The organism is Cohnella phaseoli (assembly GCF_003386235.1).
Classification (GTDB): Bacteria; Bacillota; Bacilli; order Paenibacillales; family Paenibacillaceae; genus Cohnella; species Cohnella phaseoli.
Genome location: NZ_QRDZ01000017.1, coordinates 171,404 through 193,438, shown reverse-complemented (window position 1 = coordinate 193,438; position 22,035 = coordinate 171,404). Strand labels below are relative to the sequence as shown.

Sequence of the window (22,035 nt, the reverse complement as noted above, 5' to 3'; positions counted from 1 at the left end):
AAATAAACCACAAATTACCAATAGCCGTCTTGAGAATGGCTTATTTGTTATGCGCATTTCCGTTACTACGTGCGTTGGCTAAGGATTTCAGACTTATCACCTCATTGTTACAATAACCAAATCCATTACTGGTTATTCCAGCATCTGTCCAATAGGAGAATAGGCTGCTGATCATACCAGCAGCCCTGCATCCTGTACTATTCGTTAGCTTAATCGGGATCTCTTCGGGCGAACCAAGGAGTCGTCAGGCTCGAGGCGTGAATGAAGTTCGTAACTTCTCAAATAGCATTCAAATAATGTAAATCATTTCATATTAATACCACAATTCTTTAAATGATTTATTATGTTTTCGTATGAATGATCGTCCCAAATAATAAGATAATATTTTTCCCTGTTTAACTTCTGTAATGCACCAAGTCGATGATTACCGTCATGTAATCTAAAATCTCCATCTACAATTTCTGCGATCAAAGGAGGCATGTCCCACCCGGATTCTAATCTACTGCAAATTTGATCAATGTTATAGTTCCACCAATTAATATCCTCTACATATTCCAAATGTTCTTCTGGTCCAACTACTCTTTCCAGATATTTTATGTCAATTTCAATAGGTCCTAACCAATATCGTTTTTTCTTTTTTAAGTCTTCTGACATGACTATATTTTTGCCTTCTCCATTTAAAAAAAGATGAACCCACGTTTCAATATCATTGGTTTGAGCATATTCATTAGCAGCGCTTAATGTAAAAGCATTCATCTGTCTTCCCCCACCTTCAATTTAAGCTTCTATTATGCTAATGATTATGCAATAGAATCCCAATAAATGGAAGGTTAGATTTAATTTAAACCGTTCTTTACTGCTTTCTTTGAGCGAGAAAGGCGGAATTTCGTCCTACTTACGATACGGTTCAGCTTAACGGAGCTATCGGCGAAAAGTAAGAAGAGGTCGCAATACAAAGTCCCCCCTTTTCAAAACCCGATCCAAAAGCTAAGATCAAGCCTACCGATACGGAAGGCCACCAAAGTAATCGGCGGCCCAATTGGTGATTCAATTATCGTTACCCGTTTGTGCAATATCCTTTCGGACTAAATTTTATCAGCAACAAGGGTAAATGTTTTGGGTATACCTTTATCAAAGACGCCTGAAGAAAGATTGGGGAGTTCTTCGAAAACTCTAATGTATAATCCCTGACTTGCAACAGATGTAATGATTTCTCCAAGTGTCCAGTTTCTTAAACGCACTTTTTGTATACTTTCATTGTTGTCTTCAGGTAGAAATTTCGAAAAGGAAACCTGTTTTTCTACTAATGAAAAGTCAAAATAATCACCAGTTACTTTATGCTTTCTTATGTTTGCCGTTGTTCCCCTTGATGATATTAGTTTCGTGGTTACTGGGTGAAAGTCTTGAAGAATTAGTCTGCTACCTGGAAGAAGGAGAGCCTGTACCACATGAAATAACGGTTTTAAATCTAGAAAATAGTGAAGGATTCCATGTTCCATAAACACAATCTCGAACCCATTCGAAATGATATCTGCAGGCAGTTTGAGTACATCGGATAGAACATACTGTATCTGAACCTCTGAAGCTTTCGCCAGTTCCAAGGCATACTTTTTATTTTCGGAGGAAAAGTCCACCACTGTGACATCAGCTCCTAACAACGCCAGAGCCACCGCCTTGTTTCCATTTGAACCAAGCAGATTCGCTATTTTTTTACCTGTTACGTCATTCATGTATTCAAGGGCATTACCAATTCTTCCGGCAGGGTCTTCTTTTATCTTTATAGCCGCCTCGGTTGGATTGCCGAAACGATTGACCCACGCTTGGTATGCACCAGCATTCCACGAGTCCTTATTTTGCTGAAAGAATTCCAGACGAACCACCACCATGTTTTTTCCAATCTATCAGATCAAAAAGGAAGCTGCCGAGTTGATTATCGACAGCCTGGTATGAACAGACAGGATAACGTATCGGAAATGTAAACTTAAGTTACGATTATGCGTACTGCTCTTTCAAGAACTCGATCCATCGGCCTCGTAACTCTGGCACAGAACATCGGAGTGCTTCTTTGAAATCAGCCGGTTGCCGGAGAAGCCGATTCAATCCTTCCTCTCCGTATGTCCGAAGAACAAACTCCGCCAATGTATATGCGAATTGAAACCCTTTCTTCCGCTCAAATTTCCATGAATTATCCTCAAAGTCTTCAAACGTCGGTACGTCATCGCGCCCGACCGCCTCATGGATTGAGTCGCGAACATAATCCTTTGTCATCAATCCAGCCTCATAACCGCCGAGTCCTTGATAAAGCCATTTGGGCGCAGTCGGGTTCACCTCCTTGACCATAAGGATGGTGAACAGATGCACGGTCGATTGAAGTACTGATTTGTACGTATGGGCAGGCCCCGGACTCAACGGAGATACGATCTTGATAGTCCTGTCGTCGATGACGCCCATGAACCAATCCGGAGCGCCCGGTTCACCGACCGCTTTATGAAATGCATCGAGAGTAGGATAAATCTCGATCGTCAACTTCCCGGTTAGTTGATGCCGGACAAGCTTGGTGATCCGTTCGATACGACTGCCAAGTTCGTCGATAAGGTCCTCCCGTACTTGCGCGGCATGTATGGGATTCGTTCGATCCATAAATAGTAAATTTTGTAAAATTGACATGACTGGGGGAACCTCCTCATGGTCGACCAATTCGATACGCAATTTCGCAAGCGCCCGATACAGCCGATTCTTGGTCGTGCTCAGCTTGAGTCCGACGATCTCCGAAATTTCCTTCAGCGTACACCCGATATCATAGTATAGTGTGAGTATTTCTCGGTCGGTTTCGTTCAGTTGTCGCATTGCGGAGCCAACATCGAGTCGGATCTCAACGTTGCTTGCAAATTCATAGGACACAAAACGGTTGTTGAGCTTACCCGGATCGGTATATTTTTCGTGTCTGCGACTCTTGCTGCGGTATTCATTCTTGAGCGTGTTGATCGCGATACGCCATAACCACGTGAAGGGACTGGCGTGTTCACGAAAGGAATGCATACTTTCAAGTGCCTTGACAAAGGTTGTCTGCGCCAAATCTTCAGCAGTGTCCTTGTCGACTTTCAGTTGCAAATACTTGCGAAGTCTGTGGTGATACCGGGCATAGAGGTCTTCCAGTCGTTCAGCGGATGCATGCATGCAGAGAACCTCCTTGTAATGTCACACCCCATTAGACACCAGAAACAGTTAAATAGCCACATCCGAGTTGAAATAAAGAGAAAAGCAATACATCGTTGCCTATGTAATAGGAGCTGTCGCGGCGTGTGTTGGCAACCTTCCAAGGGGATCATAATCAACCTATACTAATGCACGAAAGCCACCGAAGAAAATCGGCGGCCTGATTGTTGTTATCCAACTATCGTTCCCCAGTTAGTTCAATCCCCAATGCCAAATGCTTTAATTGACCGAGATTTGCTTGATTTGTTGTACTTCTGTGAGACTATTGGGATCTTTGATTTCAAATAGACAACTTTCACATATCGTGATATTTAGAAAGCTTGTAACCACTCTATCTTCGAGAAACGATTGAAGTATCCTGCCCGTTAGCAGAACAGGCTGCCGATGTCAGCAGCCTGTTCCCATTGTGCTATCGTATCCCGTTAGTTGAATCATTAAGTTTCCAACTAATGTTGCTAGCTTACTGTTCATAAACTAAAATTGTTATACAATTTATTTCATCAACTGTCTTCCCTGTTTTCTTTGAATGTTTAATCATTTCCAATAATCCGTCTAAATCTAATTGTGTAGAATCAGTATACTTCCATCGAAAATAAGGGCTGAGTGATTCAGCAACCTGTTTCCAAGTTTCACCTTGTTGCTTCGATAGGATTTGATTAATCTTTCCAATAATCAATTCAAAATCTAACTTATCTACAATAAAGTACTGCATTCCCAGAACTATTTTTTCGTTTCTCAATTCTTTTTCTAACGCTTTTGGAGTAATAATTCCAAAATCAAAATTATCTTCTCCTTCAGAGTCTTCCGATACATGCTGTTCCTGATAAATAAAAATCATCCCCAATATCTTCTGTTTATGTAAATTGTAACTTTCCGTACATATTGGGGTTTCCAGTAATGATAAGATCCTTCAATATCGGCTTAATCAAGCTTTCCACTCCTTATTCGCCCTTTGTGTAGAAATGGGTCTTCTATCTACAGGAATTAAAGAAAACTTGCCCGTTAGCGGAACAGGCTGCCGATGTCAGCAACCTGTTAACATTGTGCTATCGTTCTCTGTTAGCGTAATGTAAAAGGAAATACTGCTCGCCTTAGCTACGTCACTTACGTCTCTCTTTTCTCTTGTAAAAGCTGTCTATGAGAAGGATTAAGATATGTACCATGGTTATAAGCACTGCCATCTGTACAGCCTTAATAAAACTAACCCCTACAAAATAATAAACCAGAAGCAAAAGGGCACAAAAATAAAAAGCAATCCCTAGAATTGATTTCATCATTCTCGCCTCCCTTATCTTACTAATTTTACCACACTCCTCATCATCTTGTATTGAGCCAAACTGCCCGTTAGCTTAATCATCCTTCCCCCACTCTGTTGATCATCCGTCGGGAATGGGACAATGTTATTGTCACAAAACGGGAATGGGATCAAGTTCTTCATAAAACAAAAAAGCCGCAATTTTACGCGACTTGTTATGGGACATTGTTCTTGACCTCCGACAAATGAATGATTTTATAAAGTGTTTTTTTTAGTGTTGACAATAAATCTTCCTGATTCAATACAAAATACTGATTTAAAGTTGCTATTTAATTTTGTATAAGCTATTAATCGCAGAAGCATTCAATCTCGTATATCCGAACGTCACTTAGCAGATCTATTAATTCAGCTATATTATTTTGTAGTTGTTCGGGCATCTGCGGCTTTAATGTCTTTAATTCATTGATAATGATTGGAATTTCATCCAATGAAATGATATGGTCATTATAATAATCTTTAAGTCTAGCTAATATAGGAAACCCAATTGCCTGGAAATTTCTGCTAAAAATACTTTTGTGTAATGAATCATTGATCGGGTAGTGATAAACTATCAATCCAGCCCTGTCCTTAAAGTAACAATCTAATGCCACCTGGATTCACCTCCATAAATTTTTATATACACCTCCCATATTACAGATTTTTTCCTTTAATAGAACCATTCTCGGTTATACAAGGTCCTTCAAATCCTACCCTTAGCTCTAAAACCAATTCTTGTCGCTGATCAGTGGGAAGTGAACTGGAGTTGTCAAAAAAAAGTGCAATTTGAAAACACCCTCATACAGAAATCCCATTACTAAGCTGCTTGTGACAGCATTCTTTCGCGATAAATAGCTGGGGGCCAGCCCCCTGGATTAGAGGTGTAGATCCGCCGTCTGTTGTAGTAGGCCATGATGTATCTGAAGAAGATCGATTTCATATCGACCATCGGATAGCGCTCTGTGTTGATCTTGTACAGCTTCTCTTTCTTTTGCGCAGCAAAAAAGCTTTCCATCCTTGCGTTATCATAGCAACGCCCTGTGCCGCTCATGCTCTGAATTGCATCTCGTTTAGCCAGATACGGCTCGGAATGCATGGCTCGTGAATTGGCTGCCTCGATCGCTGTGATAAATCATTCCGCGAGCCTTTCTTGCTTTACAGGCGTTCTCAAAAGCTTGGATGCAGAGTTCCTTGCGCATATTATCCATGGCAAGGCCTACGATTTCTCCGTTAAAACAATCCAGCACCCCAGGTAAATACTTTCTAAATTTCCCTTCATCACCGTTTTAAAACATATTATGATCATTTTATGTTATTTCTTAATTAATGCAACATTGACAATATTAGGACACAACGTTGGAAACGGGTATAATTAATTAACCTGCTAGTTAGTTGAGAAAACGGCAGCCGATCTTCTGGCCAGCTGCTGTTGTGTTATTATTTGATTAACGTTTCCCGTTAGTTGAATCAACGGTCTTAGAAAAATTCCACTCCTCGAACTCTAGAAAAAATCATAGTATTTCGCAAAGAGCCGTCTACATCACACTTTTCATTTCGAAGGGTCCCTTCTAAGTTAAATCCCAATCGTTCAGCAACTCTTGCACTTCGTTCATTACGATCATCGCATCGGATTTCAATTCGATTCGCTTGTAACTCATTTATGGCAAAGCTCGAGATAGCTTCTACTGCTTCTGTAATGTATCCTTGCTTAGCATAAGATGTTCGCACCCAGTATCCGATTTCAAATTTACGCGCCTGCCAATCTATTCGATGTAAACCGCTGCTACCAACTAGCTCATCGGTTCCCTTCAAAAAAAGTAATAACCTTAAGTCACTACGCTCCAAGAATTGTAAACGAGATCGACGGATACTAACTTCCGACTCTTCTACGGTTGGAATGTTTTTTGCCCAGGGCATCCAGGGACGTAATTCCTCTTTACTTTCTTTTACCGCCTCGTTTACCTTCATGCCATCATTCCATATTGGAGCACGTATAAGTAATCTTTTACTTTCGAAGCTCTCCGGTATCGAGTACATTATTGGATCGACCACAGCCACATCAACACCCCATTAGGAAAATATTTCCCAAAAGATATCACTATTTTTCTCTTAATTCAATAATAAGTTCTAAGTAAACTGTCCGTTAGCTTAATGAATATCGGTAATCGGTACACATTCTTGACATCCGACAAAAAGCCAACTCTGTTTAGAGATGGCTTTTGTTATGAGACAACGTTCTTATCAACTTACACCCTTTCAATCGAACAGCTTACGGCTTCAGCATGTGATTCTTAACTTGATTTTTAGCTGCAACACCAATTTTTTTCTTGAATTCCAGTTCGTCCATACCTACCAAAGACTTTAATGGTGGAGAATATGCGTTCGAGCTCACTTTTCCATCCTTAATTCTCCATATACCGTTTTCGAAACAATATGACCAATACTCGCCCCATGTAGTCCTAGACAATAATAGGATTACTTCCTCCCCTGGGGTAACTGATAATCTTTCCTTGGATGACTTAACTCCATGTTGGAGTAATGTGATTTCTTTTCCAACTGCAGCCTCTCCATAAATTACTTCATCTACAATTACAGATGCAGGGGTAACAGGAAATGAAGTTTTTCCCTTATTACTCGGAATTCCTGCATCTTGTTCCCTGGTCTCGTGTTCCTCTACTACTTTGCCTCTTATAATTAAATCTACTCCCCATAGTCCTTCTTCTAATGAATTAGCTTTAATAGAAAGTGCTTCTAGTTGAGTAATGTGTTGTTCATTAGCGAAAATATTATTTTAAACATTTCCACTAACTAAACCTACTACTAACGAGGATAGAAAGAAGAACATATATATGATGTGCTTTCTTTTCATTTTTAATCTCCCCTTTATTATTAATAAAGATTATTCAATATATTAATATCGTATGTTGTTGGGCTGTTGCTCCATAAAGAATCAGTATAATATGTTGTCATAAGTGATGATTGAGTAATCGAAGTTGAGTGGGCTATGCCAGCAACATGACCAAACTCATGAGCGATAATCCCTGCTCTTGAAATGATGAGGGAACTTGAATGATGGCTTCGAACTGAGCAAAACTGCCCGTTAACGTAAATAATTCTTTCGCATATTTGTGGTTTCTGCAGTGTTTCTGCATCATTAGTCACGGATAAATCCTTCCGAATGTTGTATAATGACACGATCATACAAAGGAGGTGTCCGCATGCTTCATCCGGTCAGTCTTCTTATTCCATTGATGATTCTGTTGCCCAATCTCGTTTTTGTGCGCTTTCCGCCAACGAGCCCGCCGGCCCGTCGGACCACCAACCTCCTCCTTAATGCTTGTGAAGCGATTGGTAGGCTCGGCATCATGGTCGTTCCTTTGTTTTATTCGATGCGCGCCGAGCGAAGCTATGAAACGATATCACTGATCGTCATGCTGGCCGCGCTTCTCTTCTATTATAGTGGCTGGTTCATGTATCTCCGCAGTGATAGAAGCTATGCTCGTCTGCTAGTCCCGATGCTTGGCATTCCAGTTCCGATGGCCGTATTTCCCTGCCTCTATTTCTTCGCTGCATCTGTCGTTCTGCATTCTATCCTCTTTTTCATTTTCGCTGCGAGCTTTGCGCTCGGTCACATAACTAACAGCTACAGGGATTCTCTCCTCATTTTGAAATGATGTCGACTTAGGATATTAACAGCGGACAATCTTATAGTGGTAAAATATAGATAAGAAATATTGAGTTTGAAGATGTGCATGGCTGAGTAAAAGGAAGTTGAACTGGAGGACGATGCCAATGAGGGATGCTGCGGAGGATCAACCGAAGCAGAGGCAGCAAGAACATATCGAGCCGCTGCCGCTGTTCTCCACCACGGATAAGAACGGACGGATGACTATGCTCCTGCCGGGACATCGCGTCGGACGCGCGGCTCCCTTGATGCCGCAGCTATTCACAGCCGCGGCACTATGGGCGCTGACAGGCTCCGTGCCGTTCGGCGCACTGCTCGGAATGGCGCCGACACCGGCGATCAGCATGTTCCTCGGTCATCCGGTCACAGTGGGCGTAGCCGTTTTGCTGCTGCTCGTCGCGATCGGTACGACCGGCGGAGTGTACTCGCGATCGATTGAGCAGTTCGGACAGACCAGGGTGGCCGGCCTGTTCGCGACGCTGTCGGTGACAGGAGGACTTGCAGCAATCGCGGGAATCCTCCTGATCTGGATGCTGACAAGCGACCTACCGCGCCCCTTTGACCTCGGGGCCATTGCGACATCGCCGACGATCCCGCCAGAGCTCGGCGCCGTCGTCGGAGCTAGCTTCGCCCTCTGGGCCGCCATTACGCTCCTGCGGTTGCCCGGCTCAATCGCCCACGCCCGACGGCGTCAGGCGGACATCGAGCGTCTTCGAGTAGAGGGTTCGTCATGCCCCGGGACGTTGACCGCCGTGAACTTTACTAATAGCTGGCTCTTTAATTTACCAATGTTCGTGGTGGAGGTAAATTATATCGTCGACAGCACCCCTCTTGTCGTCTCAGCGCACATGCGCACCAGCGCCGATCGCGTTCCCATCGTCGGGTCGCGAATGATTGTGCTGACCGACAATCGCGGAACCACCCATGTGGAACTGGACCTGGCGAGCGGAGCGGCATTCGAGCCGGACGTGGGGAAGTACGCACCGTCAGACGGTTGATTTTGGTGCCATTTGACATAGAGAATGACTCAACAATTTTTTCATCACAATTGCCACATAAAATTATTGTATTCTCTATATAAACGATCACCTCATCCCTATTACGTACAAATTATACCAACTTAAACTGCCAGTTAGCTTAACGAACAACGAAAGCCGCTCCTGTGGCCGGCTATCGTTGTCTCACAATTGGACTTTTGTTTCCCGTTAGAGTAGTCCGTAGTATTTATCCTTCTGTTTGAGCCAATTGAGAATTATGCTTCTAAAGGTGTCTAAAGGCAGCTCACAGTACATTTCTTCGTCGGAATACGGATCGATTACCTTCACAGTTGTTTTGCTTAGCTCGATCACATGGTACTTCACATCACCTATGGTACTGTTGGTTACTTTACCACGTAGTACGTCATCAATGGAATCAATCAACCAAATACCCTTTTCATCTTTATCTTGAAGATTTGTTCCGATAAAGGCTTCTAACAACCCAAAACCTGTAGGCAGTGAGATCACAGGTACCCCATTCATGTCAATAAGTTTAAAATTCAATACTATTCTCCTACTCTTGATTCATGATTTATTAGGTTTGAGCAGTGGATTTGAGATAAAATGGTACTTCCATTGCTCTCTTTGAACCAATGCAAAACCATTTTTGAAATCGTTTACAACAGCATACTGCGGGGTTATTATTATTTCTCCGTTTTTGTTTATAAATCCCCATTTCTCCTTTAATTCAACGGCAGCAAGTCCTTCGCTAAAAGTCTTTATATCATCATATTTAGGTTTAACAATTACAGATCCGCTCCTGTTTGCAAGGCCACATTTTCCAGATTGTTGAACCATGATCAAGCCTCCATCCAAGAGCTTAATTTTTTCGTATATGGGCTTCAAGATTACTTTTCCGGTTTTATCAATGAGACCCCGCTTTAAACCGTTCTGAACAATTGCGATTCCGTCTTGAAAATCAAATACGTTATCGTATTGAGGCTTTACGATTACTTTTCCAGTTTTATCGATAAAACCCCATTTTCTCTCTTTATTCATAATTGCGGCCATACCTTCATTGAAAGATTGAGCGTCAGTAAATTGAGGCTTAATGACTTCTTTTCCTTTTTTATCGATAAATCCAATTTTCGAGCCCTTACTAAACAAAGCCAATCCATTACTAAAATCAAACGCATAATCATAACGAGTCTTCAGGACCACCTTACCCGTTTTATCAATAAATAAAGGATTTCGATCGCTTTGATCATTGGCTACCAGAGCCAATCCTTCTATGAAATAGGTAGCATCAGGACGACCAACACTACCCACACTGTTATATTGAGGTTTTATAATCTCTTTTCCTGTCTGGTCGATAAATCCCCATTTCCCATTTTTATAAACTGCAGCCATTCCGCCAGCGAAAGGTTCAATCGACCCATATTGTGGGGTTACAATTTCTTTTCCGGTTTTATTAATGAATCCCACTTTGTTATTTTTGTACACCTTTGCTATTCCGTTTTTGAAAGAATCAACTCTGTTATATCGAGGTGTTACCATTTCTTTTCCCGTTTTATCAACAAAGCCCCACTTATCGTTCTTTTCCACTGCAGCCATGCCTTCGCTAAAATCATCTACCCAATCATATTGCGGTTTTACAATCTCTCTGCCGGTTATGTCTACAAACCCAATTTTCTTCTCTTTTTCGACCCTCCCAAAACCCTCAACGAATGCAGTCGCCCAATCATACTGTGGTTCAACGATAAATTTACCAGACCTATCAATAAAGCCATATTTTGCACCTTTAACATTGTACCAAAGCTGTAGACTCCATTCTCCACCAGTGGCAACCATTGCAACTCCCTCTTCACTAAAGTCACTGGCGTAAGAGAACTCAGGTTCAATAGGATTAGGAATGGTTTCATTAGCTACTGCAATTGTTATGTTACTAAGCATCATGAAAATACACGTCAAAATGAATAGTCTCTTTTTCAAATGGCTCATCCCTTCAATTCATGGGTTATAGTTATTGGCGTTAAATAATTACAATTATCGCATATTCATGAAAACGTGGTCTACTCTAAATCCAAATCCATGAGACCGATGAATTTTCGGATCAGCTGTCGTCTATATAAACGAAGGCAAAAATGAACACAAACTAATTTGACGAAGAGGTGTTTTGAAAATGGCATTAACGTCCGCATTCACAAGCTTCAACCTGCCTGTAAAAAACGTAGAACAATCGAAAGCGTTCTTCACCGGGCTCGGATTCGAGCTCAACCCCCAATTCCCCGATAACGAGAATTCGGCAGCCATCGTGATCGGCGACAACCTTCAGGTCATGCTGATCAGTCAAACTTTCTTTAATACGCTCACGGAGAGGGAATCCGTCGATACGAGCAAGTATGCGCAGATGACGATCGCATTGGCCTTTGAGAGCCGGGAAAAGGTCGATGAAATCGTGAATACCGCGGTCTCCTTAGGCGGAAAATTACACGCTGAACCTGAAAATCATGGGGTGATGTATCATTGGGGCTTCGTGGACTTGGACGGCCATCTGTGGGCTATTAACTGCATGAACATCGATGCGGTACAAGGTTAAACCTAGCGGTGAGCATGCTCATACTAGGTTCAAAAAGAAAGACGCCGGGCATCTTCCCCGGCGTCTTCTTCGCGATGATTAGTTTTGTTCGGTATAGGCTTTGAAATTGTCCATAATCGCTTGCCAGCCTGCTTGCTGGAACTCGACGGGATTGGAGCTTTCCGCGTCGAACGTTTCAATGACCTTCGTCTCGTTCCCTTGATCGACGAAAACAATATCCACTCTTCTTCCGTCTCCCAGGGTGTAGCCGATCGCCTCATGCCGATTCACGACATCGTAGACGCCGCCAAAATCAAAACCCATGCTGCCATCCTTCGCTTCCATCCGTGTCAGAAACTTGCCGCCGACCCGCAGATCGTTTTCGGCTCTTGGCGCATGCCAGTCCTCGGACGCTTGATTCCACTTCGTGATGTGATCCGGCTCGGTCCAATAGCGCCATACCTTCTCGACAGGGGCTTGAATAACGGCTTGCACGGTTACTTTCGTCGGTTGATTCGTTTCCATTTTAAATAGACACCTCTCTCATGATAATCGTCGTTTGGTTATTCTCAATAATATAGACGTAAGCCAATGACGAAATTCATCGGTCAATTCGTTCAGGCAGCCCAAATCGCGAAAATAATGGCGTATGAATGAAATTTTGAACGTGCAGAATTTGATTTTCTTTGGTTTCGATGACGTGGATGCCCCAGGGTACCAGGCCGGAGCCCTCTTTGTCCGGCATATACTGGGCCAACGCCGGATAACCGCCATTCACCGTAATAGGCACAAGTCGCGAACCTTCGCAATGCCACCGAGTAAGTGCAAAGAAAGCAGACAAATCTTCCTTGCCGCGGACCCACATCTCGAAGGGCGGCATCGACATGCAGCCTTCCTCGTGGAACAACGCGACAAGCGCAGCAATATCGAATTGCTCGAAGGCCTCCACATACCGGGATAGCAGTTGCTGTTCCGGTTGAACGTCCATGCTGCTGAGCTCATCCGAGCGAAGCTGCGCCCGGTCCATCGTCTCCCGGGCTCTTTGTAAGGCGCTGTTCACCGCTGCCGGCGACATCGCCAACGTTTCCGCGATCTGCTTGGAGGACCATTCAAATACATCCTTCAAAATGAGTACCGCGCGCTGTCGCGGAGGCAAGTTCTGCAGGAGAGCGATGAAGCACAGTTGAAGGGTCTCTCTGCGGACGAGCCGATCCTCCGGATTGCCCCCAAAGTCGGGAGACGGCCAGATCCAGGCAGAATCCGGCAGCGTGTCGCGCGGCTCGACGATGGCGACGGCCGGATCAAACAAATCAACGGGAAGCGCGCGGCGTTTGGATTGTCTCAGCTTGTCCAGGCAGAGGTTGGAGGCAATCCGATAGACCCAAGTTTTGAACGAGGAATCCTGTCTGAACGTGCTCCAGCTCTGCCAGACCCGAATACTCGTCTCCTGAACGGCATCATCCGCATCGTCTATGGAGCCTAGCATTCGGTAACAGAACGAGGTTAAACCCGGCTTCAAGCTTGCAAATAATGGTTCGTCAAATGCGGTCTCGTTCATCGCGGCCTCCCTTAACGATCTCCCCTAAGGGCAGTACCTTCATTATATGCAATGAAACGGACGGCCTCAATAGAATAAATAGGCAGAGGCTGGAGACCTTAGCGGCTACGCACATGGCCATTTAGTGCTGCACATGCCGGCCTCAACCTAGTGGACACGAAGCTTACGATCCAGATCGAGCTCTTCCTATGAAATAAGCAGCTTAATTGTACTTGGCTTATCAATTACTGTGCTTCTTTCAGTTTCGCCGGCTCCGGAAAGGCGAGCAGCTTGCCCCTCGTCTGCACCACTATCATGCCGCTGTCCCTTAAAGTCGGGCCGAACGCGCGCGCCGGTACGTCCATCCGGAACAACGTTCTATTCTTGCTCGGGTTCATGACGATTAGCTTCCGGTCGGTTTGGTAAATATACAGCCCGTTGCCTACGATATCGAACCGTGCGATTGGATTATCGATCGCGTATCCGACTACCGCCGCTTTGTCCACGGTCTTTACACCGTAGAGCCGATAGCTTCTAGCATTCGTGGATACGAAGAATATCTTGCCGGCTGCAGGTCCGGCGGCATAGTCTACGTTTGAATTGTCCCCATACACCCAGTAGATCTCCTTCTTCGTTGAAGGCGCAGTCGGATCCGCATCGAGCGGATAGGCAAGGACTTTGATGCCGAAGGAGAGATAGATTTTGCCGTCGCTCACGAAGACGGAGTCGATAATCTGCTGCTTACCGTTCGGGTTGATCTTGGCCGACTCGTATTCCGTAGTCTTGAGCACTTTGCCTGTTCGCCAATCGACGGTTTTGACCGCCGCGCCTTCCGGCTTATCCAAAGCGAAAATATAATCCAAGTGCCGTGCCATGAACGTGCCTTTTGCCTCATTAACGTATAAGGGCTCGCCGATGTCCATCAGCTTCCACAGCACCTTGCCCGTCTTCCGGTCAAGCCCGAGCGTCATGTCGTACAAATAGGCGCCGGATTCTTCATGCCGCTCCACCAAAACATCGCCCATCACTGTCACGGTCCCGAAAGCCGGAAACTCGTAATCGTCCTTCCATAGCCGTTTGCCATCGGACAGACGATACGCATACACATGATCGCTGACTGAGATCAGCTCGTCATTAGTCACCGTAAATTGATGAATGTCTGGCTGTTTAGTCGACGACGCCCAAATGCGTTTGCCCGTCGTCGCGTTCACCGCATAGACAGTGCCGTCACCTGAGGCTGCATATACTTTGCCATCCGCATAGACGAGCGGCAGCTTCAATCCGCTGCCGTATTTCCAAATCCGCTTGCCGGTTTTGACCGATACGGCAAGCAGTTGTCCTTGGTTCAGATAGAAAACTTTTCCCTCCTCCGCAAGCGCAACCCCATTGTTCAAATCGAAGCCGGGATCGAAACCCGACATATCCACCGTCCAGGTCGGTTCGACGGTCTTCGCATCGTTCAAGTAGTCATAATTATCGCCAATATAAGACGATTGCCCGTTCAATCCGCCCGCATCGGCAACGCCTGCTCCCAAAACTCCCAATCCTACCGCCAGCACCGCTATGACGAATAAGCTTCCATTTTTCATTCGGGCACCATCTTTCCATTATTTAACTGTGAATATAGACGCAGCAGTATCCCGAAAGTTGCTTCTCCGCTTGATTTGCGACGGCTTTATGTTTAATCTCAGTTACCGGCACGTTCTTACATTCGGTCTTTAGACATCTTTATGGCTTAATTGCTTTAATGATAGAGGCTTGTATATAGTCATTAATATTTGCTCCAGGAACCCAGTCCTTAATGAATTCGCGTGATTCATCTTTCGGTTCAACAATGACTTCAACGAATCCGCTTTGACGAAGCATTTCTTTGAGTTCTTTGGCGGTTGATGCCCCCGAAATGCAACTCGCTAATGAATCTAGATCACTTTTTATTTCTGCTGGCAACTCTGCTGTTGTTACAATATCGGAAATAGCTAATCGACCGCCCGATTTTAATACCCGGAAAGCTTCATGGAAGACTTGCTGCTTATCCGGCGATAAATTAATCACACAATTCGAAATGATTGCATTGACCGTTTCAGACTGAATTGGCAAGTATTCTATTTCTCCCAACCGAAAATCAACATTCTTATATCCATTTTTAGTAGCATTATTGCGGGCTCGGCTAACCATTTCCGGGGTCATATCGACACCAATAACTTTTCCCGTATCCCCTACTTGTTTGGCGGCGAGAAAACAATCGAAACCAGCACCGCTCCCCAAATCAAGAATAGTTTCCCCGTCCTTAATCGACGCAATGGCTTGAGGATTTCCGCAACCAAGCCCGAGGTTAGATCCTTCCGGAACGATTGAGAGTTCTTCATCAGAGTACCCTAGCTTGGAGGAGATCTCATTTACTCCATCGCAACAACTTGAAGACGAAGTGCTTGGCGAGCAACAGCTCGCATTCGAAACGTCTTGAATGGCGATCTGCTTGTAACGGTTGCGCACATGCTGTCGAACTTCATCGTTTTGAACTTGATTCATGGAAATCATCCCCTAATTGAAAATAAATCAAGATTTTTTGATTAATATTGCAAAAAGAAGACTGTCTCTAATTTCAAGAACAGCAACCGCTTGAATGATCGTCCCTCTTACGAAAAATGCAGCACAGTTCAGGAGAAAGCAACCGATTGACCTCTGCATGATTCAATTCATAGTAACTCCACGTTCCTCTAGTGTCACGCGAGACCAATCCAGCATCAAGTAGGATTTTAAGGTGATAGGACAGCTTGGATTGCGGCATATCCACGATGTTCACGAGATCGCAAACGCAGACGCTTCCCTTCTGGGTCAGTTCGTACATAATTTGCAACCGTTTCTGATCGGCCAACGCTTTGAATTTTGCTTCATATTTGACGAAATCAACGTTTTCATTAGTTACCGTAGCAAGGGGAAGCTCTTTAATCATTTTCACTGCCCTCCATAAGCAATTCAATTGCGAAGTAATTCGTTTACGAATCATTGACCATTAATCAAAAACATTTGATAAATGAATGGTAACATGGAAAAAATCGCATTTCAATCATTAAATCAATTTTTCTTGATATTATCTTGAAAACATTCTTCCCAAGAGAGGCAATCACAATTCACACTGTTCGCCAAAATGGTCTTCATGCGGGTCATTTGCTGGATTTTGGCTTCGAGTTCATTCTGTTTCCTCAAGGCCATGAGCCTCCACCTCTCGGAAGGTGCGACTTGCGAGTCAAAACCATCCAGCAGTTGTTTGATTTCTTGGATTTGAAACCCGGCGCTCTGTGCAAGCTTAATCGTTTCGATCCGCCCCAATACCTCAACGTCATACACCCTCTTACCGTTTTTACGATGCGGTGGCTGTAGCAATCCGATTTGTTCATAATATCGCAAAGCTGATGTCGTAGTGCCGCACTTTTCAGCAACTTCTCCTATGGAAAGCATGAAACTCCCCCCTTGACTTCAAGTTAACTTGAAGTGATATGCTTTTCCTCAGCATACAATATCCATCGGTTTGGGACAACTTAGGGGAGGATTCATGATCATTGCAATAGGAATTTTCATTGTTACTTTGGTTTTTGTAATTTGGCAGCCTCGCGGACTTAATATTGGATGGTCTGCATGCGCCGGCGCTATCCTGGCATTAATCTTTGGGGTTGTGAATATGAGCGATGTCTGGGATGTGACGCAAATCGTATGGAATGCTACGCTTGCTTTCGTAGCAGTGATTCTGATTTCGTTAATCTTGGATGAAATCGGCTTCTTCGAATGGGCTGCTCTGCATATGGCCCGGTTTGCTAAAGGCGACGGCAACCTGATGTTCATTTACGTCATTTTGCTAGGCGCTGCCGTAGCCGCATTTTTCGCCAATGATGGAGCAGCGTTGATCCTTACGCCGATCGTGTTGGCCATGGTTCGGGCTTTGAAGTTCGATGAACGAATGATTATCCCTTTTATTATGGCAAGCGGGTTTATCTCGGATACAGCCTCCCTTCCACTCGTCGTCAGCAACCTAGTCAATATCGTGTCTTCGGACTTTTTCGGTATTGGATTCGCCGAGTATGCAGGTCGTATGATCGTTCCGACGATCTTCTCGATTGCGGCAAGCTTGCTGGTTCTGTACCTGATGTTTAGGAAGAGCATCCCAAAGCAATATGATCTTACTCAGTTAAAGCAGCCAAAGGAAGCCATTAAGGATATGAGGTTATTCCGGATTTCGTGGATAATTTTGGCCGTTTTGTTCGTTGCCTATCTGACAAGTGAATTGATGAACGTCCCCGTCTCCATTGTCGCTGGCGTTGCCGCCATCATCTTCCTCCTATTAGCTAGGCAAAGTAAGGAGATTCAAACCTGGAATCTCGTTAAAGGTGCTCCATGGGCGGTTGTTGTCTTCTCGATCGGGATGTATGTCGTGGTGTACGGATTGCGCAATGTCGGTCTTACCGACGAGCTAGGAAAGCTTTTCGTTTGGGTCGGAGATCAGGGATTATTCGCGGCCACGGTGGGATCCGGATTTATCGCGGCCCTCCTCTCCTCAATCATGAATAACATGCCGACTGTTATGATTGACGCGCTTGCTATTCAAGGCACCGATGCAGCCGGCATTGTTCGTGAAGCCTTCATTTACGCAAATGTCATCGGATCTGATCTAGGGCCCAAAATAACGCCGATCGGTTCCCTGGCTACCTTGTTGTGGCTGCACGTGCTTAATTCTAAGGGAGTTAAAATCGGTTGGGGCTATTACTTCAAGATCGGCATCATTCTGACCGTCCCCGTCCTCTTTATCACGCTGACGAGCCTTTATCTCTGGATCAAGATTATTAATTAATATCATTAAATACAATACACCTTAAACCTAAAGGAGAATGACACAATGGAAAAACCACTTGTATATTTTCTTTGTACGGGCAACTCTTGCCGAAGCCAAATGGCGGACGGATTTTTGAATTTTATAGGCTTCCATCTCTATGAAGTGAAAAGCGCGGGACTTGAAGCACATGGACTGAACCCACGCGCAGTTGAAGTCATGGCAGAATCCGGCGTCGACATCTCTACGAATACCTCCAACGTCATCGATCCGGAGACTTTAAATCGAGCAACCTATGTCATCACACTGTGCGGACATGCCGATGAGCATTGCCCTGTCATCTCCAACCCGAACGTCTTCAAATGGCACTGGGGCTTCGACGATCCCGCTAAAGCGACTGGGACGGAAGAAGAAATAATGGATCAGTTCCGTTCAGTACGCGATGCCATCAAGTCGCGCGTTGAGCAATTCGTTCGTGAAGGTTAAAAGGACGGCAACAAGTAACGGATAGAGGTTCAGAAAACATCTGAATCTCTATCCGTTACTTGTTGAGTATCATTTCAAATTTATCGTTAAACATGAAAGACAGCCTTTGCGATTCAATAACCGTTAGGGAGAACGAATAGCTTCCCTTCACCAGGCGCCAAGGTTGCGGACATTTGTCCCGTCGTATTATTGTAATCGGTAGCGACTTCGTTCCCGTTCACCTTCGATATTTCTTTCACTGTGCTCGGAAGCGGAGAAAACGAAAACGAAACTGTTCTTGAATTGGTGATATCCCGGTTCGTAACCATCACATACTTGCGCCCGCTGTCATCTGTAAAGTATCCGAACACGAGCGGTTCCGCTGTGCCGGTAGGCTGCATGAAAAAGCTTGCGGGGAGCGCAGTTGTGCTGTTCGGCAGCGTTCCTGTGTGATAGACCGCCTGTGAAGTCAACGACATGAGCTTGGGACCGAGTTGCAAGACTTCAGCGTTCAGCGTTTGCGCCCACGTATAGGAAGTATTTTTCGTGCCATCCGGTAAAATGAGCCCGTCACGGAAAGCCTCCGTTCCCCCCGACCACGGCGTCCAATACGTAAAGTATATATATCCCTTTGCTCCGTAAGCGAGGTTAGTGTAGATTTGGCACCTCATTTCCGCCTCATTCGGAACCCTTAAATAACCATTAATCCCGATGGACTGAATAAAGGACCAGAAATCGACCCCGCCGGCCAAAGCCTGGCGTCTAATGATCTCCAGATTGCTATAATAATCGCTAGTTATCCCCCCGCCGATACGGAACGGATAATGATCGAACACGAGTACATCCGGCAGCTTTCTGACCCAGCGGTAGACATAGTCTTCATACGTGCCGCCCTGTATATTCTGGTTGATGGTAAACCAAAAATCAGTATTCATGGGCGTACCTGCGACATACGCTGTACCGTCGTTGGTCCAATTGTCGCCGATCAAGGAATGAATCACCCATCCGACCGAATTGTTTCCTCCGCCATTATGGGTAAGCTCGAAATAGTAAGAGGTGTCCGGACTTACGCTGGCGTTTAAGGTGAACGTAACCCAGTTGTTGGATGCGCCATTCAGCGTTTTCTGGGCGATCAAGCTTGTTTTGGAAGGAGAATTCCAAAGCGACAAAGTTAATTCTTCATTCGCGGACCACTGGGTGTCGTCTATCCACATCTGGATCGTGGATATCGTCGTTTGATTAGGCTTGGTCTTGAAGGTTTGTCCCAATGGCTGGGCGGAAGTGACATAAGCGCCTGTTTGCTCCGTTAATCCTAGCTGCTCCGGCGTGGCGTAAGTCGGAAACAGATTCACGAAGGTCATATGATTCGGATCGGTTTGCCTCAATCTCATCATAGTGTCTTGAATGCGCGTCATAATCGCGGCGGACGGTTCATCGTAAATATTGTAGCCCTGGAAAGCGGCATTAGTTGTAAAGTGGTTGGCAACATCGTCGATTTCCGTGTTGGAAGGCTTCCCGCCGTCATTGTAAACCAATTGGGAAAATGAAACTTTGAAATATAGGTCTTGGGCGGTCGCGACTCCGTTCTCGTACAATTGGCCGTCGGCATAAGCGTTGCCGAGTCTTATCGCTACATTATTCGGACTGTTGCTGGTCAACTCCATATAATAGGTGGAATTGGAGTTGATGGTTTTATAAATGCCGAACACCGGGAAATCGGTGCTTCCGCTTCCCGTAATCGAATCGCTTCCAATCAAAGTTGTTTTGCTCGGACTGTCGTAGATCGAGAGCGTTAACGTTGTATCGGACGGCCAAAATGTTTTGTCGATGCCGAGCTCGACAGTGTTAAGCCCCCAGCCCGTGCCGCTTGGCGTTTTGAACGTTTGCCCGATCGGATTGTTGTTCCGAACAAATACCGTAGACCCTTGGATGGTTTGGGACAGTACGTTCGTTCTCCAAGCCAATCTCAGATCTGAGGCTATCACGACCAAACCATTGTTGGCAGCATGGGTAAGCGCCGTGTCCACCTCATCGAGCGTATCCACGCCATTCGAAGCAAACACGACGTTGGCGTTCATATCCTTGATTTCCTGATACCGCGCATCTGTCGTATGTTCGGAATCCGGCGACCAATAGACGCCGATTGGAAACGGCGTAATCTCCGGTACATATGCACGCGCCTGCGAAGAAAAAGTAACGAGACATAGCACTGCGACAACAACAGCCATGACACTTTTTCTCATCGTATCGTCTCCTTTATTATCCATCATAGCGATTCCAACAATTGTCCTTCTCCCGGCATTAGATCGAGGCGAATCCACTGTTCCCCGTCCGCATGATGGAGCCGATGCCGGACGCCGTTGCGCCACACCGACAAACTTTGCAAACAGTTCGCTTCTACGTTTAACCGAATGGTCGCGGATTGTTGAAAGCTTTTGTTCACAATCATCCACTTCCGGAACCCCAAATTATCTTCCAAGCATCCGATAACTATGGGATCGCCTTCAATTTCCAAGAACGGGTTTAGAGCGATGCGACTATCCTTGGACAGATGCCCGTCTTTGTGAATAACGTCCACTGACTTGCAATTAATCAGAACGGCTCCCATATCCTTTAATTGCTGATTGATCCGGCGAACTTCCTCGTAGCGTTCTGTCCGGTTTCCCTGCCGATCGATCATGGCTTCTCCGAAAACTTCTCCATTTGCATCGCTTGGCGTCCAATAGGTAAAGTACTGTATGCCTTTCGCTCCGTAGGCCAAGCTCATATTCACCTGCCACAGCAGTTCCTCAGCGGTGGGGGCCCGTAAAAAATTATCAATCGCTACCGTTTGAATGAACACCCAAAATGGAATTCCGATTTCCAACGATTTATTCCTGATTTGCTGCAAATTGTCGAAATAATCGGCGCTAATGCCAGTTGCCTGTTCCGGTTGCGCAACCCATAACGGGTAATGGTCATAAGACAATACCGTCAGCTTTACTTTGCGGCAGTACTTGTCCAGGTAATTCGGATAGGTGTCGCCCAACTGCGTCGAAGGTGAAGCATACGTCGGATACAGGTTGATATAGGCCATGCCTGAAGGGACAATTTTGTAATACCTCTCGGCAATGCTGCCGAGACGATCGAACATGGCCACTCCCGGTTCATCGTACAAGTAGTGGCCCAGATAAGCCGGATGATCGCTAAACTCCTGAACAAACTGGGCAAGTTGCTCCTCGTCTTCGAGCTTCGTCACGCGAGCATCGTTTACGATGTATTTCAAGCCGCACTGCCAGGCATAGTCCATAGATACTCGAATGCCATCCGTTTCTCCTTCCCAGTTATTAAAATCGTTAATATGCGTAAAACCGGCATCGCGGATTTCCTGGAATCTAGCTAGCGATAATTCGTGTTTCGGCGGCGAAACCCAAAAGCCAATCGGCAGTGTCATTTGACGCTTCCTCTCCTTATTCGTGTAAAGA

Annotated in this window: 22 protein-coding genes and 1 pseudogene; 5 read left to right on the top strand and 18 right to left on the bottom strand. The window is 45.1% G+C overall.

What is annotated here, in order from left to right:
- Positions 1-303: 303 nt before the first annotated feature.
- From DFP98_RS21230 to DFP98_RS40295, 8 genes and pseudogenes are all read right to left on the bottom strand, one after another.
- Entirely contained in the window at positions 304-756 is a 453-nt protein-coding gene (locus DFP98_RS21230) for a chromosome partitioning protein ParB (protein WP_116062610.1), read from the bottom strand.
- A gap of 329 nt (positions 757-1,085) precedes the next feature.
- Positions 1,086-1,871, bottom strand: a complete 786-nt coding sequence (locus tag DFP98_RS21225; protein ID WP_220377145.1) for a class I SAM-dependent methyltransferase — start codon at positions 1,869-1,871, stop codon at positions 1,086-1,088.
- Positions 1,872-1,992: 121 nt separating this feature from the next.
- Entirely contained in the window at positions 1,993-3,177 is a 1,185-nt protein-coding gene (locus DFP98_RS21220) for an RNA polymerase sigma factor (RefSeq protein ID WP_116062608.1), read from the bottom strand.
- Positions 3,178-3,676: 499 nt separating this feature from the next.
- Complete coding sequence (locus DFP98_RS21215; RefSeq protein WP_116062607.1) at positions 3,677-4,054, bottom strand: Imm8 family immunity protein; 378 nt, start codon at positions 4,052-4,054, stop codon at positions 3,677-3,679.
- Between the two features lie 1,270 nt (positions 4,055-5,324).
- Positions 5,325-5,558 (bottom strand): hypothetical protein, encoded by a 234-nt coding sequence (locus DFP98_RS21205; RefSeq protein ID WP_220377143.1) that lies wholly within the window; start codon positions 5,556-5,558, stop codon positions 5,325-5,327.
- 19 nt (positions 5,559-5,577) lie between these two features.
- A pseudogene (locus DFP98_RS40300) lies at positions 5,578-5,760 on the bottom strand (DDE-type integrase/transposase/recombinase); the annotation flags it as partial.
- Positions 5,761-5,983: 223 nt separating this feature from the next.
- Entirely contained in the window at positions 5,984-6,544 is a 561-nt protein-coding gene (locus DFP98_RS21195; protein WP_116062620.1) for a GNAT family N-acetyltransferase, read from the bottom strand.
- A gap of 852 nt (positions 6,545-7,396) precedes the next feature.
- Positions 7,397-7,708, bottom strand: a complete 312-nt coding sequence (locus DFP98_RS40295; protein ID WP_116062604.1) for a matrixin family metalloprotease — start codon at positions 7,706-7,708, stop codon at positions 7,397-7,399.
- A gap of 17 nt (positions 7,709-7,725) precedes the next feature.
- Here DFP98_RS40295 and DFP98_RS21185 point away from each other — a divergent pair, with 17 nt between their 5' ends.
- Positions 7,726-8,181 (top strand): hypothetical protein, encoded by a 456-nt coding sequence (locus DFP98_RS21185; RefSeq protein WP_116062603.1) that lies wholly within the window; start codon positions 7,726-7,728, stop codon positions 8,179-8,181.
- 118 nt (positions 8,182-8,299) lie between these two features.
- Positions 8,300-9,190, top strand: coding sequence for a hypothetical protein (locus DFP98_RS21180; protein ID WP_116062602.1), 891 nt, complete (start codon positions 8,300-8,302; stop codon positions 9,188-9,190).
- 207 nt (positions 9,191-9,397) lie between these two features.
- Here the strand turns inward: DFP98_RS21180 and DFP98_RS21175 are convergent, their stop codons facing one another.
- Positions 9,398-9,733, bottom strand: coding sequence for a hypothetical protein (locus DFP98_RS21175; protein WP_116062601.1), 336 nt, complete (start codon positions 9,731-9,733; stop codon positions 9,398-9,400).
- 21 nt (positions 9,734-9,754) lie between these two features.
- The gene (locus DFP98_RS21170; RefSeq protein WP_220377142.1) at positions 9,755-11,161 is read right to left on the bottom strand and encodes a WG repeat-containing protein; all 1,407 of its coding nucleotides are present in this window, start codon (positions 11,159-11,161) and stop codon (positions 9,755-9,757) included.
- Positions 11,162-11,351: 190 nt separating this feature from the next.
- Here DFP98_RS21170 and DFP98_RS21165 point away from each other — a divergent pair, with 190 nt between their 5' ends.
- Entirely contained in the window at positions 11,352-11,768 is a 417-nt protein-coding gene (locus DFP98_RS21165; protein ID WP_116062599.1) for a VOC family protein, read from the top strand.
- A gap of 78 nt (positions 11,769-11,846) precedes the next feature.
- On the opposite strand, the gene DFP98_RS21160 is transcribed toward DFP98_RS21165, so the two are convergent.
- From DFP98_RS21160 to DFP98_RS21135, 6 genes are all read right to left on the bottom strand, one after another.
- Positions 11,847-12,272 (bottom strand): SRPBCC family protein, encoded by a 426-nt coding sequence (locus DFP98_RS21160; protein ID WP_116062598.1) that lies wholly within the window; start codon positions 12,270-12,272, stop codon positions 11,847-11,849.
- A 76-nt stretch (positions 12,273-12,348) separates the two neighbouring features.
- Positions 12,349-13,305, bottom strand: coding sequence for a sigma-70 family RNA polymerase sigma factor (locus DFP98_RS21155; RefSeq protein ID WP_116062597.1), 957 nt, complete (start codon positions 13,303-13,305; stop codon positions 12,349-12,351).
- A gap of 224 nt (positions 13,306-13,529) precedes the next feature.
- Positions 13,530-14,873, bottom strand: a complete 1,344-nt coding sequence (locus DFP98_RS21150; protein WP_116062596.1) for an outer membrane protein assembly factor BamB family protein — start codon at positions 14,871-14,873, stop codon at positions 13,530-13,532.
- Positions 14,874-15,012: 139 nt separating this feature from the next.
- Positions 15,013-15,813: an arsenite methyltransferase gene (locus DFP98_RS21145; RefSeq protein ID WP_116062595.1), complete on the bottom strand. Its 801-nt coding sequence runs from the start codon at positions 15,811-15,813 to the stop codon at positions 15,013-15,015.
- A 73-nt stretch (positions 15,814-15,886) separates the two neighbouring features.
- On the bottom strand, positions 15,887-16,237 hold the full coding sequence (locus DFP98_RS21140) for an ArsR/SmtB family transcription factor (protein WP_116062594.1): 351 nt from the start codon (positions 16,235-16,237) through the stop codon (positions 15,887-15,889).
- A 122-nt stretch (positions 16,238-16,359) separates the two neighbouring features.
- Positions 16,360-16,743, bottom strand: a complete 384-nt coding sequence (locus tag DFP98_RS21135; protein ID WP_116062593.1) for a MerR family transcriptional regulator — start codon at positions 16,741-16,743, stop codon at positions 16,360-16,362.
- 94 nt (positions 16,744-16,837) lie between these two features.
- Between DFP98_RS21135 and DFP98_RS21130 the strand changes: the two genes are divergently transcribed.
- Positions 16,838-18,127, top strand: coding sequence for an arsenic transporter (locus DFP98_RS21130; RefSeq protein ID WP_116062592.1), 1,290 nt, complete (start codon positions 16,838-16,840; stop codon positions 18,125-18,127).
- A 45-nt stretch (positions 18,128-18,172) separates the two neighbouring features.
- A complete protein-coding gene (gene arsC, locus DFP98_RS21125) occupies positions 18,173-18,592 on the top strand; it encodes an arsenate reductase (thioredoxin) (RefSeq protein WP_116062591.1) in 420 nt (139 codons plus the stop codon).
- Positions 18,593-18,705: 113 nt separating this feature from the next.
- Here the strand turns inward: arsC and DFP98_RS21120 are convergent, their stop codons facing one another.
- Both DFP98_RS21120 and DFP98_RS21115 read right to left on the bottom strand, forming a co-directional pair.
- Positions 18,706-20,814 carry a hypothetical protein gene (locus DFP98_RS21120; RefSeq protein ID WP_147310252.1) on the bottom strand — a complete coding sequence of 703 codons (2,109 nt, stop codon included), beginning with the start codon at positions 20,812-20,814 and terminating at the stop codon, positions 18,706-18,708.
- Positions 20,815-20,837: 23 nt separating this feature from the next.
- A complete protein-coding gene (locus DFP98_RS21115; protein WP_116062589.1) occupies positions 20,838-22,004 on the bottom strand; it encodes a beta-galactosidase in 1,167 nt (388 codons plus the stop codon).
- Positions 22,005-22,035 lie beyond the last annotated feature (31 nt).

Coding starts and splice junctions, on each gene's coding strand:
- DFP98_RS21230 (WP_116062610.1), bottom strand. CDS start 756: ATGAATGCTTTTACATTAAGCGCTGCTAATGAATATGCTCAAACCAAT.
- DFP98_RS21220 (WP_116062608.1), bottom strand. CDS start 3,177: ATGCATGCATCCGCTGAACGACTGGAAGACCTCTATGCCCGGTATCAC.
- DFP98_RS21215 (WP_116062607.1), bottom strand. CDS start 4,054: ATGATTTTTATTTATCAGGAACAGCATGTATCGGAAGACTCTGAAGGA.
- DFP98_RS21205 (WP_220377143.1), bottom strand. CDS start 5,558: ATGAGCGGCACAGGGCGTTGCTATGATAACGCAAGGATGGAAAGCTTT.
- DFP98_RS21195 (WP_116062620.1), bottom strand. CDS start 6,544: ATGTACTCGATACCGGAGAGCTTCGAAAGTAAAAGATTACTTATACGT.
- DFP98_RS40295 (WP_116062604.1), bottom strand. CDS start 7,708: ATGATCGTGTCATTATACAACATTCGGAAGGATTTATCCGTGACTAAT.
- DFP98_RS21185 (WP_116062603.1), top strand. CDS start 7,726: ATGCTTCATCCGGTCAGTCTTCTTATTCCATTGATGATTCTGTTGCCC.
- DFP98_RS21180 (WP_116062602.1), top strand. CDS start 8,300: ATGAGGGATGCTGCGGAGGATCAACCGAAGCAGAGGCAGCAAGAACAT.
- DFP98_RS21165 (WP_116062599.1), top strand. CDS start 11,352: ATGGCATTAACGTCCGCATTCACAAGCTTCAACCTGCCTGTAAAAAAC.
- DFP98_RS21160 (WP_116062598.1), bottom strand. CDS start 12,272: ATGGAAACGAATCAACCGACGAAAGTAACCGTGCAAGCCGTTATTCAA.
- DFP98_RS21155 (WP_116062597.1), bottom strand. CDS start 13,305: ATGAACGAGACCGCATTTGACGAACCATTATTTGCAAGCTTGAAGCCG.
- DFP98_RS21150 (WP_116062596.1), bottom strand. CDS start 14,873: ATGAAAAATGGAAGCTTATTCGTCATAGCGGTGCTGGCGGTAGGATTG.
- DFP98_RS21145 (WP_116062595.1), bottom strand. CDS start 15,813: ATGAATCAAGTTCAAAACGATGAAGTTCGACAGCATGTGCGCAACCGT.
- DFP98_RS21140 (WP_116062594.1), bottom strand. CDS start 16,237: ATGATTAAAGAGCTTCCCCTTGCTACGGTAACTAATGAAAACGTTGAT.
- DFP98_RS21135 (WP_116062593.1), bottom strand. CDS start 16,743: ATGCTTTCCATAGGAGAAGTTGCTGAAAAGTGCGGCACTACGACATCA.
- DFP98_RS21130 (WP_116062592.1), top strand. CDS start 16,838: ATGATCATTGCAATAGGAATTTTCATTGTTACTTTGGTTTTTGTAATT.
- arsC (WP_116062591.1), top strand. CDS start 18,173: ATGGAAAAACCACTTGTATATTTTCTTTGTACGGGCAACTCTTGCCGA.
- DFP98_RS21120 (WP_147310252.1), bottom strand. CDS start 20,814: ATGAGAAAAAGTGTCATGGCTGTTGTTGTCGCAGTGCTATGTCTCGTT.
- DFP98_RS21115 (WP_116062589.1), bottom strand. CDS start 22,004: ATGACACTGCCGATTGGCTTTTGGGTTTCGCCGCCGAAACACGAATTA.